The sequence below is a fragment of the Kitasatospora sp. NPDC093102 genome, from assembly GCF_040683915.1.
Lineage (GTDB): Bacteria > Actinomycetota > Actinomycetes > Streptomycetales > Streptomycetaceae > Kitasatospora.
In genome coordinates, this window is the sequence record NZ_JBFBFA010000005.1 from 321,756 (window position 1) to 334,783 (window position 13,028).

At 74.1% G+C, this 13,028-nt stretch carries 8 protein-coding genes; 4 read left to right on the forward strand and 4 right to left on the reverse strand.

The window, feature by feature from the left end:
• Positions 1–8 precede the first annotated feature (8 nt).
• The 4 genes from AB0O11_RS10570 to AB0O11_RS10585 form a co-directional block, all read right to left on the reverse strand.
• Complete coding sequence (locus AB0O11_RS10570; RefSeq protein ID WP_363383949.1) at positions 9–1,499, reverse strand: Dyp-type peroxidase; 1,491 nt, start codon at positions 1,497–1,499, stop codon at positions 9–11.
• Between the two features lie 123 nt (positions 1,500–1,622).
• Positions 1,623–2,957, reverse strand: coding sequence for a deoxyribodipyrimidine photo-lyase (locus AB0O11_RS10575; RefSeq protein WP_363383951.1), 1,335 nt, complete (start codon positions 2,955–2,957; stop codon positions 1,623–1,625).
• A gap of 248 nt (positions 2,958–3,205) precedes the next feature.
• Positions 3,206–3,874: a DedA family protein gene (locus AB0O11_RS10580; protein WP_363383953.1), complete on the reverse strand. Its 669-nt coding sequence runs from the start codon at positions 3,872–3,874 to the stop codon at positions 3,206–3,208.
• Positions 3,875–4,233: 359 nt separating this feature from the next.
• Positions 4,234–5,622, reverse strand: coding sequence for a hydrolytic protein (locus AB0O11_RS10585; RefSeq protein ID WP_363383955.1), 1,389 nt, complete (start codon positions 5,620–5,622; stop codon positions 4,234–4,236).
• 215 nt (positions 5,623–5,837) lie between these two features.
• Here AB0O11_RS10585 and AB0O11_RS10590 point away from each other — a divergent pair, with 215 nt between their 5' ends.
• The 4 genes from AB0O11_RS10590 (at position 5,838) to AB0O11_RS10605 (ending at position 13,024) form a co-directional block, all read left to right on the forward strand.
• The gene (locus AB0O11_RS10590) at positions 5,838–6,575 is read left to right on the forward strand and encodes a LuxR C-terminal-related transcriptional regulator (RefSeq protein WP_363383957.1); all 738 of its coding nucleotides are present in this window, start codon (positions 5,838–5,840) and stop codon (positions 6,573–6,575) included.
• 409 nt (positions 6,576–6,984) lie between these two features.
• Complete coding sequence (locus AB0O11_RS10595) at positions 6,985–10,233, forward strand: hypothetical protein (protein ID WP_363383958.1); 3,249 nt, start codon at positions 6,985–6,987, stop codon at positions 10,231–10,233.
• Complete coding sequence (locus AB0O11_RS10600) at positions 10,230–10,940, forward strand: DUF4255 domain-containing protein (protein ID WP_363383960.1); 711 nt, start codon at positions 10,230–10,232, stop codon at positions 10,938–10,940. Before AB0O11_RS10595 ends, AB0O11_RS10600 begins: the two co-directional genes overlap by 4 nt.
• Entirely contained in the window at positions 10,937–13,024 is a 2,088-nt protein-coding gene (locus AB0O11_RS10605; protein WP_363383962.1) for an ATP-binding protein, read from the forward strand. The genes AB0O11_RS10600 and AB0O11_RS10605 overlap by 4 nt, the downstream gene beginning before the upstream one ends.
• Positions 13,025–13,028: the final 4 nt, after the last annotated feature.

Genomic DNA, 13,028 nt, shown 5'->3' on the forward strand with positions numbered 1-13,028 from the left:
CTCGCCGCTCAGGAGCCGATTGACTTGTTGGGGAGGTCCTTGCCCTCGGCGAGCAGTCGCAGCGTGCTGATCGAGGGGGTGAAGGCGTAGAGCGCGCCCGTGGTGCGGACGAAGCGCTTCATGTCGACCGTGCCGTGGGTACCGTCCGCGAGCTCGATCGCGGCCTTGCCGGCGAGGCCGATGACCTTGTCGAAGCCGTTGGCGACCACCTGGCCGGGCTCGCCCTTGCCCGGGGTGAACGTGTCGGAGTTGGACCAGTGCTGCTGGACCAGCTCGAACTGTTGCTCCAGCGAGGTGCCGTAACAGACGAACATCAGCCCGCGGTCCTTGCCGTCGTCCGCACCGCCCTTGAACTCCGGGCCGTACGGGATGCCCCGGCGCATCAGGCGGTGGCTCTTCGGCTTGTTGCCGACGATGCCGGCGAAGGCGCGCGGGTGGGTGCGGCGGATGTGGGCGATCCAGGGGGTGTGCTGGCCGATGGGGTCGTTCTCGTAGTCGAAGTCGTTGCGGTCGGAGCCGAGACCGGTCACGGCGCCGACCGGCGGGGCGAGCGGTGTGCCGTCCTTCGCGCGGCCGACCAGGCAGGCGCCGAGCCGGGGGGCGTCCATGGTCCCGGTGAACTGCGTGACGCCGTCCACCACGGCCTTGTTCCAGCCCGCAACGTCCTGGCGCAGCCGGCGCACCACCTGGAGCGAACCGTTCTTCATCCACTCGGGCGCCTTCCGGTCGCCCTGCTCGCTCTTGTGGCCGAAGACGAACTCGCCGGGTTCGATCAGCTCGGTTCCGGCGTGGTTGTCGCGGAAACCCTGCTTCTCCGGGTTCTCCCGGTGGAAGTCCTTCACGCCGGGCTGGGAGATGCCGTCCTTGTAGCCGAAGTGCTCGTGTCCCTTCAGCGGGCCCGACAGGGTGCGGCCCTGGTCCACGTGGACGCGTGTGATCTGGTGCGCGTTCTCGACCGCGTCGAGGTTCTTCAGCTTCTCCTTCAGCAGTTCCTCGGTGTCCGCGGCGACGATGAGGACCGCGTGCACGACCTTGTCGCCGGTCCCGGTGCCGAACAGCCAGTGCTCGGGGTCGCTCTCGTCGGTGTCCCCGAGGTCCGTGGCCCGCGCGGCCGCGCCCGCGGAGAACGACTTGAAGGTGCTGAGGTCCTTCTTGACCTGATCGGGCTTGTTGGCGACCGTCACCAGGCCCTCGAAGGTGAGCGAGACCCCGCAGCGGACGGCCGTGATGGCGGGGTCGCGGCCGAAGGCCCGGCGGGCCAGCGAGAACTGCTCGTTGAAGTCCTCGGTCTCGCTGGTCGTCGCGACGGTGTTGAGGATCGCGGAGAGCCAGCCGCGGCCCTTGGCGGCGTCCGGGAAGTGCAGGTAGCGGAAGTCCGTGAAGTCCTTGTTGAACGCCGCCAGGATGTTGCCCTGGATGTCGGTGTTCGTACGCAGCTTCGGCTGGGGCAGCTGCTCGATGGACGGTACGGCAGTGGGGCGGGTGGGGGTCGTGGTCACGCTGGGGCTCCTCGGTTGCAGGCAGGGGCGATCACAGGATGCGACGGGTTCGACACTCAACGTAGCTTCCTCGTCGAGAGCCCTGTCAACCGGACGTCAGCCGCCCGACGGGCTCACGCAGTGTCACCGCACGGAGTCGACGGGATTGCCGCGGGCGCGGCGGAACCGGTCCGTGAGGGCGTCCGGGGCGATGAGCGGGGCCGGGTAGTCGGGGGCGAGCTGCCAGGGGCGGTGCACGGCGGGCCCGGGCAGGTGGGCGAGTTCGGGCACCCAGCGGCGCACGTACGCCCCGTCCGGGTCGTACCGGTCGGCCTGGCGCAGCGGGTTGAGCACCCGGTTGGGGCGGGTGTCGGTGCCGGTGCCCGCGACCCACTGCCAGTTGAGCTGGTTGTTGGCCAGGTCCCCGTCCACCAGCAGCGACAGGAAGTGGGCGGCGCCGATCCGCCAGTCCTGGTACAGGTTCTTCGCGAGGAAGCCCGCCGTCACCAGACGGGCCCGGTTGTGCATCCAGCCCTCCTCGGCGAGCTGACGCATCCCGGCGTCGACGATCGGGTAGCCGGTGCGGCCCTGCCGCCAGGCCTCGGCCTCGCGCTCGTCCCGGTGCCAGTGGTCGTCCCTGGCCCGGTAGTCGCGGTGCGCGGCGTCCGGGCGGGCGGCGAGGACCTGGTGGTGGAAGTCGCGCCAGGCGAGCTGCCGGACGAAGGCCTGCGCCCCCTCACCGCCGTGCCGCAGGGCGCGCTCGACGAGTTCGGTGGGGGACAGGCAGCCGAAGTGCAGGTACGGGGAGAGCCGGGAGGTGGCGTCGGCGGCGAGGTCGTCGTGCACCCGCGCGTACGCGTCGACGTCCCAGCGCCGCCACCGCTCGCGGGCGGCGCTCTCGCCCCCGGGTGGCAGGGCGGGGGAGAGCGGCCCGGTGTGGAGCAGGTTCTCGCTGCCGAGGCCGCTCGGGGTGTCGATCACCCGGGGTGCGCCCAGCACCGTACGGCGGGGCGCCAGCTGCCAGGCGCGGTGGTACGGGGTGAAGACCGCGTAGTGGTCCCGGCCGGCCGGGGTGATCCGGCCCGCCGGGACCACGGTCAGCGAGGCGTCGTGGACGTGCAGGCGGTCGCCGAACTGCTTGCGCAGCCGCGACTCCCGCCGGTGCGCGAAGGCGCTGACGCCCGCGGCGACGTGGACGGTGGCGGCACCGGCCTGGACGGCGAGCCGGGCCGTCTGCTCGGCGGGCTCGCCGCGGCGCACGATCAGCCGGGAGCCGGTCCGGCGCAGTGCGGCGTCCAGGTCGGCGAGGCAGTCGGCCAGGAACGCCTGCCGGTTGGGCGCGGCGAACCCGGCGCCCTCGACGGCGGGGTCCAGGACGAACAGCGGGACGACCTGGTCGGCCGCGGCCCTGGCGGCGTGCAGCACGGGGTTGTCGTGCAGCCGCAGGTCCTGGGTGAACAGGGCGATCGATACGGTCACGGGCGGGGCCTCACAGGTGGTGCCGTCGGGTGCGCGGACGGTCCGCACCCGGTCGTCGGAGCCGGCCGCGTGGCGGATTGCCGAACCTTCTCCTTACCGGCATGCCGTGCGCGGACGGCCGGATACTCGGCGCCGTGCGCCCACCTTCACCCGAACCGGTGACCGTCGGCGCCCGGCGGTTGCCCGAGAACCGCGGGCTCCGAGCATCCGGGAAACGGCGGCGGGGTCCCGCTTCCGGCGGCGCGGCGTCAGGGCTTCTCGTCCCGGTCGTTCTGGTCATCCTGGTGGTCATGGTCGTCCCGGGTCGGGGTACGGGTCTCGGACCTGCGTCGGCGCAGGCGCCAGACGAGCAGGGTGATGACGACGAACGCGGCGATCAGGAGGGCGAGGGCACGGCCGACGGCGCCCTCGACCTGGGTGTAGGCGGCTCCGGCGAAGTAGCCGAGGAGGGTGAACCCGGCGCCCCAGATGAGGCCGCCGAGCGCGTTGAACAGCAGGAAGCGGGGGTACGGCATGCGGGAGGCGCCGGCCAGGGCGGGCATCATGGCGCGGAAGAAGGCGACGAACCGGCCGAAGAAGACGGCGGCCGGCCCACGTCGTCGGATCAGGTCCTGGGCCTGGTCGATCCGGTTCGCATGGCGCCGCATGGGGCGGGTGTCGAGGATCTTCGGGCCGATCCGGCGGCCGATCTCGAATCCGGTGGAGTCGCCGAGAACGGCGGCGCAGACCACGACCAGGACGAGCCAGCCGATGGAGACCTTGCCCTGGTGGGCGAGGAACCCGCCGAGGACGGCGGCGGTCTCGCCGGGGATGACGAAGCCGAAGAAGAGGGCGTCCTCGGCGAACACGAGGGCCCCGACGACCGCGTACACGACCGGGCCGGACAGGCCGCTCAGCCAGTCGGTGATCGAGCTCATCAGCCACCCCGTTCGGGAGCGACGTCCCTCTCCGCTCAATGTAACGCCTGCGGTCTTCGGTGACCCGGCGCGGTGCGCCGCCGGTGCTCCCGAACGCCGAACGCCGGCCTCGCCCTTGAACGGGCGGGGCCGGCGTTCGGCGTTCCCGGGCAACCGCTTCGCCCGTAGGGGCGGACGGGTTGCCCCGGAGTGCCAGGCGGGTTGCCCCGGGAGGGCAGAGCGCGGCGTGTTGCGGGCGGGTCGGCTTGGTCCGTTCGGGTGCACGATGCAACAGTGTCCGTCGGGTGTTGACATGATCACGAGATGTGAGGGGACATGCGGGAGGAGGGGGAATCCGGAGACGAACGGCCCGGAAACGTTCAGTTCCCCGGCCGGATGTCGCTCAGTGTCCCGCTGATGTTGAGGAGTTCGTGGCACGCGGCCGCCTGCTTGCCCGAGGCCGGGGTGCCCGGCGCCTCACAGGTCACGTTCGCCGTCACGGCCTGGTCCTCGGGGACCTGGATGGGAGTCACCCAGTGGTAGTCCTGGTTGCGGAAGGTCTCCAAGGCGATGGTGGTGATCGTCTTGTTGCCGGCCGTGATGGTCACCACGCCCTGGTCGCCCTGGAAGTTGGCGACCACGATGTCGGTGATGTCGAGGACCTTGCCGTGCGGCACCGGGTAACTGCCCGTCCCGGCGGCGCCGTTCGCGGTCTGCACGTCGATCGTTTCGGAGAACTGCTGTCCGGTCCCCGGCACCGCCGGGCCTGCGCCGGGGCCGCCCTGACTGCCCGGGCCGGTGCCCGGCTTCCCGGCGCCCGGCTTGGTCTGGCCGCCGGGCGTGTTCCCGTTGGAGGGGGCGCCCGACGCGTCGCCGACCGGAGCACCGGCGGGCGGCGTCGGGGTGGCGTTCTGCTGGGCGACGGCCTGCTCGGCGGCCTGCTTCGCGGAGCTGCGCACCGCCGGGCGGACCAGGGCGAACCAGGCCAGCAGCAGCGCGATCAGCGCCGCCAGGAGCGCGAGCAGCCACTTGGGGAAGATCGGCAGCTGGAGGAACTCGCCTTCCAGGACGGGCTTCTGGTCAGGTGCCGGTGCGGCCTCCGGAGCGGTCTCGGGCTTGCCTTCCGTCCCCCTGTCGCCGTTCTTTCCGTCCTTGCCGTCCGCCCGCTCCTCCGGGCCCACCGTCACCTCGAACGGCCAGGTCGCCGGTTTGCCGAACCAGATCAGCTTGCGGGTGCGCGCCTGCACCCGCACCTCCGCGGACTCGCCGGGCTCCAGCCGCAGCTTCTCCGGGGTGACCCGGAACCGCAGCTCCTCGCCCGCCTGCCCGGGAGAGAACGTCACACCGGTGGGAGCGTTCCCGAGGTTGCGCACCGAGGCCCGGTAGCGTCCGCGCAGCCAGCCGCGGCGACGGCGCGGTGCGAGCGCGGCCCGCAGTTCGTGGAACGGCGTCACGGTGACCGTGGTCTCGGGGACCGTCACCAGATCGGGGCGCTCGACCGGCAGCACCCGGATGCCGAGCGGGAACTCGCCGGCCCGGGTGGCGGTGGAGCGCGGCGGAGCCAGCCGGACCGTCACCGTCTCGGAGGTCCCCGGGAAGAGCGAGACCCGGGCCGGCTCGACCGTCGTCCACGCGGCACAGTCGCCGACCACCTCGAACGTGTAAGCCTCAACGATGTCAAGATCGTTGCGTACCGTCAGGGTCGTGGTGGCCACGCCACCGGGGGCCACCGTCAGTGCTGGCAGGCCGAGTTCGGCGGATGTGGTCATAGCGTGACGGTAGGGCCGTTCGACGCCGAGGGAGAGGGCCGTACGGGCAAGCTAGGGGCACACCCCTTGCCCGAACGGACCGAACGGAGACCCCGCCCGGCGCGGTCGCGAGCCTGGCCCGACTCCGCATGACCCGCCCCCACATTCCCCCCGGCCGGCCCCGCCTCGCGGCAGCCGGCCGTCACCCTCGCAGGACCAGAGAATGGAGTAGTTCGATGACGTCGACCGATACAACCCGTGAGGAAGCCGTCACCAACCGCCGGGCCCGGGTGGCGCCGCGGCCCGGCAGTGCTGCCGGGCCGCGCGTCCCCGAGCAGCTGCGCGGCAGGCGGGGCCAGGTGCGGGTGGCGGTGTACGCGGAGGACCTCATCCTGCAGACCGGCGTGGTCCAGCAACTGCGCCAGCGGCCCGAGGTGGAGCTGCTGAGCGAGAGCGAGGCCGGACGGGCGGAGGTCTCCCTGCTGGTGGTCGACGCGCTGACCGAGACGGTGACCGAGCACCTGCGCCGGCTGAGGCTCGCCACCTCGGGCCGGCTGGGCCTGGTGGTGGGGCACTTCGAGGCCGGCGGGCTGCAGACCATCGTCGAGTGCGGGGTCGCCGCCGTGCTGCGCCGCTCGGAGGCCGACCAGGACCGGCTGGTGCACCTGATCACCGCCCTGGCCAACGGCGAGGGGGTGATGCCGGGGGACCTGTTGGGCGAGCTGCTCGACCGGATCGGGATGCTCCAGCGCACCATGCTCGACGGGCGGGGCCTGACCCTCTCGACGCTGACGGCCCGGGAGACGGAGATGCTGCGGCTGGTAGCCGAGGGCTTCGACACCAGCGAGATCGCCACCAAGACGTCGTACTCGGAACGCACCGTCAAGAACGTGCTGCACGAGATCATCACCCGCCTCGGCCTGCGCAACCGGGCACACGCGGTGGGCTATGCGATGCGACGCGGGCTGATCTAGGGGCAGCGGTGCCTCGCCCGGCCGGGGCGGGGCACCGCCCGGACGCGCTTCTCTGACGGACAATCATCCGTGCACTCACAGCATCCTCGCAGGAGCCCCGCATCAATAGCGTGCCCTTGCCGGGCGGAGGTCACCGTCACGGCCCCCGACGCGCCCCGGCCCGAACCACGCCCGGGCGCTCCGATGAAGGAGATGGTCCGAGGGGTCGAGCACATCCGGTTCGACCGAGCCCCCGGCGGCGGAGGCACACAGGAAGTCGGCCCGGCCGACTTCTCACGCGAGGTGCGGGCGGCCTGCCCTTCGGGGACACCGGTTGTTTCCCCCGCCGAGGGTGCCCGGGCTCTCCCGCCGCCCGGCCGGGCCGGGGAGACTGCGGGGGAGACCGCCCCTGCAACCTGTGAGGTCGAGCGTGATCGGCGCCACCGGCACTCCCCGCACCATCCGGCGGCCGGCCCGGGCCGCCGTCGCGGTGCTGCTCGCGCTCGCGACGGCCCTGGTGACCCTGGGCATCGTCGCCGCCCCCGGCGGGCAGGGTGCCGCCGCTGCCCCGGTGGCCGCGGTCGACCCGGCGGCCGGGCGGATCGTCTTCGCCGGCACCAACCACCGCGGCCTCGGCAAGGTGACCGGCGCGGAGTCGAGCACCCCGCTGTTCGGGCCCGGCCCGGTCCACTTCGACCGCGACCCCTCGGCCCGCGGCGACGAACTGGTCTTCACCAGCCTGCGCGACGGCCCGCTGCCCCAGGTGTACCTGCGCGACGCGGCCGGCGCGGTGCACCGGCTCACCACCGGCATGGACACCGCCCACCCCGCGCTGGCCCCGGACGGCAAGGGCGTCGTCTTCGAATCCCTGGACGCCACCGGCAGCGACGGCAGGCTCCAGAAGGTCCTGTGGGCGGTCAACCGGGACGGCAGCGGACTGCGCCGGATCACCGACGGCGCGGCCGACGAGACCCATCCGACGGTCTCGCCCGACGGCAAGTGGATCGCGTACTCCTGCACCGGTGAACCGGAGCACCGCCAGATCTACCTGCGGCCGTTCGAGGGCGGCACTCCGGTCAAGGTCACCAACGTGACCAACGGGGACGCGATCGACCCGACCTGGAACCCGGTGAACGACGACGCCCACCGCAACCAGATCGTCTACACCTGGGACCAGGGGGCCCAGGGCCGGACCCTGATGCTCACCTCGCCCACCGGTGGCGACAAGGCCTTCTTCCCCTCCACCGGCTCCACCTGGAAGACCGGCTCGGCCGCCTGGCTGGCCGACGGCAGCGGGGTGCTCTTCCTCAGCGCCGACCTGCTCGACCCCAACAACCCGAGCCCGCAGCCCGACCCGTCCCAGCCGCCGGTGGTGAACCTCTACCGGGCACCGACCTGTGACTGCAACCCGCCCCAACTGCTCTACCGCGACAACCGGTTGATCGCCACGCCGACCTGGCTGGGCACCCAGAACGAGGGTGGCCCGGTCGTCGAGCAGACCAGCGCCGCCGGCGCCAACGTCGCCAACGTCGAGGACGTCCGCCCCGACGGGGGCGACCCGCGCGACCTCGGCATCAGCGTGCTCCGGGAGGACCCGGCCGCCGGCGCCAACACCAGTACCGACCCCGGCGCCGACCCGCTGTTCCACCCACGCCCCGGCTTCGACCCCTGGTTCGAGCGCCAGACCTACACGCCCGACGGCCGCCAGATCGTGGTGACCCGCTACGAGGACGGCCCCACCGGCCGGATCCAGCGGATCTGGCTCGCCGACGCCGACGGGGCGAACCCGCAGCCGATGAACCTCGCCGGGCGCGGCCCCGGCGACCGGGACACCGACCCGGCCCTCTCACCGGACGGCAGGCTGATCGTGTTCAGCCGCAGCACCCCGGCCACCGGCCAGGAGCCGGCCCGGCCCGGGCGGGTCCTGATAGCCGAGGTGTCCACCGGGAAGATCGTCGGCACCGTCCAGCCGCCGGCCGGCCGGCCGGGCGCCTCCGACGGCCAGCCGTTCTGGTCCCCCGACGGCAAGCTGATCGCCTTCTCCCGCACCGCCGTGGTCAACGGCAACGCCGGCAACCTGCACGTCTGGACCGTCGCCGCGGACGACCTCACCCGGCAGACCGACCTGAGCCGCACGGCCTGCCCGGGCAACTGCAACGTCATCGACGACAGCCCCGCGTTCGCCCCCGACGGCCGCCGGATCGCCTTCAACCGCAAGGCCGGTGACGGCGGGAACAATCAGCAGGACGGGGTGGTGGTCACCACGCCGACCGGCGAGGACTGCACGGTGGTCGTGCCCACCGGGCTCGGCGCGGGCGCCTGCACCCGGCCGCTGCCCGAGGCCTCCACCGCCGGCCCCTTCCAGCCCCGCGACGTCGCCTGGACGGCGAACAGCGCGCAGCTGGTGCTCACCTCCCGACGGGCCCAGCCGCCGAACTCGCCGGAGGGGCTCGGCCTCTACGACTTCGCGACCGCCACGCTCACCCCGCTCGACTGGCGCCTGCCCGGGCGCCAGAAGGAGCCGGCCGTCCAGCAGTCCGTCGACCTGGCGATCAGCGTGCCCGAGCGGACCCCGGCCGTCCCCGTCGACGGCGGCACCGAGGTGACGATCACCGTCACCAACAAGGGCCCCGCGCCCTCGCCCGGCACCGCCCTCACCGTCTCGGTGCCGACCGGCGCCCGGCTCGACAAGCTGACCACCCCGACCGGATCGTGCGACGCCGCGGCGCTGCGCTGCGAACTCGGCACCCTGGCACCGCGCGCGGTGGTCCGGATCACGGCCACCCTGATCGGCACCCGGCCCGGCACCCAGGAGTTCGGCTGGAGCGTCGCCGGGGCGGTGGTCGACCCGTACCCCGACGACGACTCCGCCCGGACCTTCCTGCCGGTGCTGGAGCCCCCGACCCCCTCACCGACCGCAACCCCGTCGCCGTCCGCCTCACCGACCCCGACACCCACACCCACCCTGACCCCGCCCCCGGCCGTCACGCCCACCCCCGCCCCGCCGCCGCCCCCGGCCCCCGCTCCGCCGCCCCAGGCAGGCCCCGGCATCGCGGTCGACGCCCAGCCGAACCCCGGCTACGTCGGCGGCCACGTGACCGTCAGCTACACGGTGCGCAACAGCGGCCAGGCCCTTGCGACCGGCCTGCGGCTGACGCTCGGCCTGCCCGCGGGGGTGCCCACCGAGGCCCTGCCCCCCGGTTGCCGGGGAGGCACCTGCACGGTGAGCGACCTGGCCCCGGGCCGCAGCGCGGTGGTCCGGGTGGTGCTCTCACCCGTGGCGGCGCTGGACACCACCATCACCGCGGAGCTGACCACCACCGGCACCGACGCCACCCCGGGACCGCACCGGGCGAGCACCCCGCTGCGCATCCTCCAGCCCCGCATCGTCGCGGTGCCGCCGATCGGCAAGCCCGGCTTCGTGACCTCGGTGCGCGGCGTGGACTTCCCGCCCGGCGCGCCGGTCCGGTTCACCTGGCAGCCCGGCATCACCGCCGCGGCGGCGCCCACCCGCCCGAAGGCCGACGGGACGTTCGCCGGCCAGCTGCTCATCCTCCCCAAGGACGAGACGGGCCCGCGCACCATCACCGCCGAAGGCCCCGGGTTCTCCCCGGTGACCTGCCCCTTCCTCGTGGTGGAGGGCAGCATCGGCCCGCCGGGAGAGGTGGAGCGGCGGTGATCCACGAGGTCGACGAGGCGCTGCGGCAGCTGCTCGCCGAGACCGGTCTGCCCGAGCGCGGGATCGAGGTGGTCTTCGACGCGCCCACCCGGGACTTCGCGGCCCGGCGCAACGCGCCCACGGTCAGCGTCTTCCTCTACGGGATCCGCGAGGACACCGGCCGCCGGCAGGCCGGCACCGTCGCGGAGTACGACGCGGACGGCCTGGTGACCGGCCACCGCCCGGCGCCCCGCTGGTTCGAGCTGGCCTACCTGGTCACCGCCTGGACCAACCGGCCGCAGGACGAACACCGGCTGCTGGCCGAGGTGTTGCAGTGCCTGACCGCCACCGACACGCTGCCCGCCCGGCTGCTCACCGGCACGCTCGCCGAACTCGGACTGACCGTCGGGCTGGACATCGCGGGGCGCGACACCGGCCTGCCGTCGGTCTCCGACGTCTGGTCCTCGCTCGGCGGGGAACTGCGGCCCTCGGTCGACCTGCGGGTGCTCGCCCCGCTGCCCGGCGAGCGCAGTGCGGCGGGACCGCCGGTCACCGAGGGGCTGGTGCTGCACGCCGGCGACACCAGCCCGGCGGGCCCGGCGCCCGCCGACGGCCCGGGCCGCCGACTGCGCTACCAGGGCGCCGCGGACCCCGGGCCGGACGGCTTCGCCGCGCCCCGGGAACGCGGGCTGCCGCCCGGCCGCCGGCCCCGGGGCAGGGCGCGATGAGCCTCGACCTCGACCAGGCGGTGAACGGTGCGCCGCCGAAGCCCGACCACCTCTGGGAGCGGCTGCACCGGATCGAACAGCGGGTCCGTACCGCGGTGCGCGAGCGCCGCGCCGACGACCCGGACCCGGACGACCCGTACCGCGGCCAGTACCTCGGCCCCGAGGCGGTGGAGCGCATCCTCGCGGCCTCCGCCACGGCGGGCCTGGTCACCGGAGGCCCCGCCGACGGGCCCGCGCCGCCGCCCGGCTCCCGGCTCGGGCGGCTCAGCGCCGCCTTCGGGCTGCTCCCGGTGGACCTCGACCTGCTGCTGGTGGCGCTCGCCCCCGACCTCGACTCCCGCTTCGAGCAGCTCTACGGCTACCTCAACGACGACCTGACCCGCCGCCGGGCGACCATCGGACTGGCCCTCGAACTGTGCGGACTGCCCGGGGCCGGCGCCGGCCGCTTCCGCTTCTCCACCCGGGCCCCGCTGATCGCCGGCGGCCTGCTGGAGATCACCGAGCCGGACCGCCCGCTGCTCTCCCGCACCCTGCGCGTCCCGGACCGGGTGACGGCCCATCTGCTCGGCGACGACGAGCCGGACGGCACGCTCGCCGGGCTGGCCCGCCGCGCCGCGCCCGGGCCCGGGCCCTGTGCCCGGAAGCCCGTCGAGCGGCTGCGCGCGCTGGCCGCGGACGGCGGACTGGTGCACCTGTTGGACCGGGGCGGCCACGCCGGCCCGCTCGCGGTGGCCGCCCTCGCGGCCGACGGCCCGCCGCCCCTGATGGTCGACGCCGCCGCGCTCGCCGCCCGCCGGCCGGAGGGAACCGTACGGGTGCTCGCCCGCGAGGCGCGGCTGGGAGGCGGCGGTGTGGTGCTCGGACCGCTGGACCGGCTCGAACCCGAACGGCCCGAGCGGGCCGCGCTGTTGCGCGAGCTGTGTGCGGAACTCGCCGGTGTCCCGCTGGTCGTGCACGGTCCGCAGGTCTGGGATCCGGCCTGGGCGGCGCAGAGCCCGGTGGTGGTCACCGTCGCGCCGCCGGACCCACCCGAGCGGGCCGAGCAGTGGGCCCGTGCGCTGGACGAGGCGTCGAGCGGGGAGTTGAGCGAGGAACTGGCCGAGGCGGTGGCCGCCTACCGGCTGGACCAGGAACAGCTGGCACGGGCCGCCTCGGTGGCGGGCCGGACGGCGGCCGCCGAGCGGCGCCCGGTGCGGGCCGAGGACCTGCGGACGGCGGTGCGGGCGCAGAACGCCGCGGGCCTGGCCCGGCTCGCCCGCCGGATCGAGCCCGCGGTCGGCTGGGCCGACCTGGTGCTGCCCGCCCCCACCGAGGGCCGGCTGCGGGAGCTCGTGCTGCGGGCCCGGCACCGCGACCAGGTGCTCGGACGCTGGCGGATGCGCCCGGGCGGCGGCCGGGGGAACGGGGTGATCGCCCTGTTCGCCGGGGAGTCCGGCACCGGCAAGACGATGTCGGCCGAGGTGGTCGCCGCCGAGCTCGGCATGGAGCTGTACGTGGTGGACCTCGCCACCGTGGTGGACAAGTACATCGGCGAGACCGAGAAGAACCTGGAACGCATCTTCACCGAGGCCGCGCAGGTGAACGGCGTCCTGCTGTTCGACGAGGCGGACGCGCTGTTCGGGAAGCGCTCGGAGGTCAAGGACGCCCGGGACCGGCACGCCAACGTGGAGACGGCGTACCTGCTCCAGCGGATGGAGTCCTTCGACGGGATCGCGGTGCTGACGTCCAACCTGCGGGCCAACCTCGACGAGGCGTTCACCCGGCGGCTGGACGTCATCGCGGAGTTCCCGCTGCCGGACGAGGCGCAGCGGCGCCTGCTGTGGGACCGCTGCCTGGGGCCGCTGGTGCCCCGCGGCGACGACCTCGACCTGGACTTCTGCGCCCGGCACTTCGAGCTCACCGGCGGCTCCATCCGGGCCTGCGCGGTCTCCGCGGCCTACCGGGCCGCCGGGACGGGCACCCCGCTGGGCATGGCGCAGCTGGTCTCCGCGGTGGTCGGCGAGTACCGCAAGCTCGGCCGGCTGGTGCTGGCGAGCGAGTTCGGGCCGTGGCTGGGCGTCCTCGGGGACACCGGGCACGGCTGAGCAC

Excerpts from the sequence above, each read along its gene's own strand:
- AB0O11_RS10580 (WP_363383953.1), bottom strand. The coding sequence starts at position 3,874 with ATGAGCTCGATCACCGACTGGCTGAGCGGCCTGTCCGGCCCGGTCGTG.
- AB0O11_RS10605 (WP_363383962.1), top strand. The coding sequence starts at position 10,937 with ATGAGCCTCGACCTCGACCAGGCGGTGAACGGTGCGCCGCCGAAGCCC.
- AB0O11_RS10590 (WP_363383957.1), top strand. The coding sequence starts at position 5,838 with ATGACGTCGACCGATACAACCCGTGAGGAAGCCGTCACCAACCGCCGG.
- AB0O11_RS10585 (WP_363383955.1), bottom strand. The coding sequence starts at position 5,622 with ATGACCACATCCGCCGAACTCGGCCTGCCAGCACTGACGGTGGCCCCC.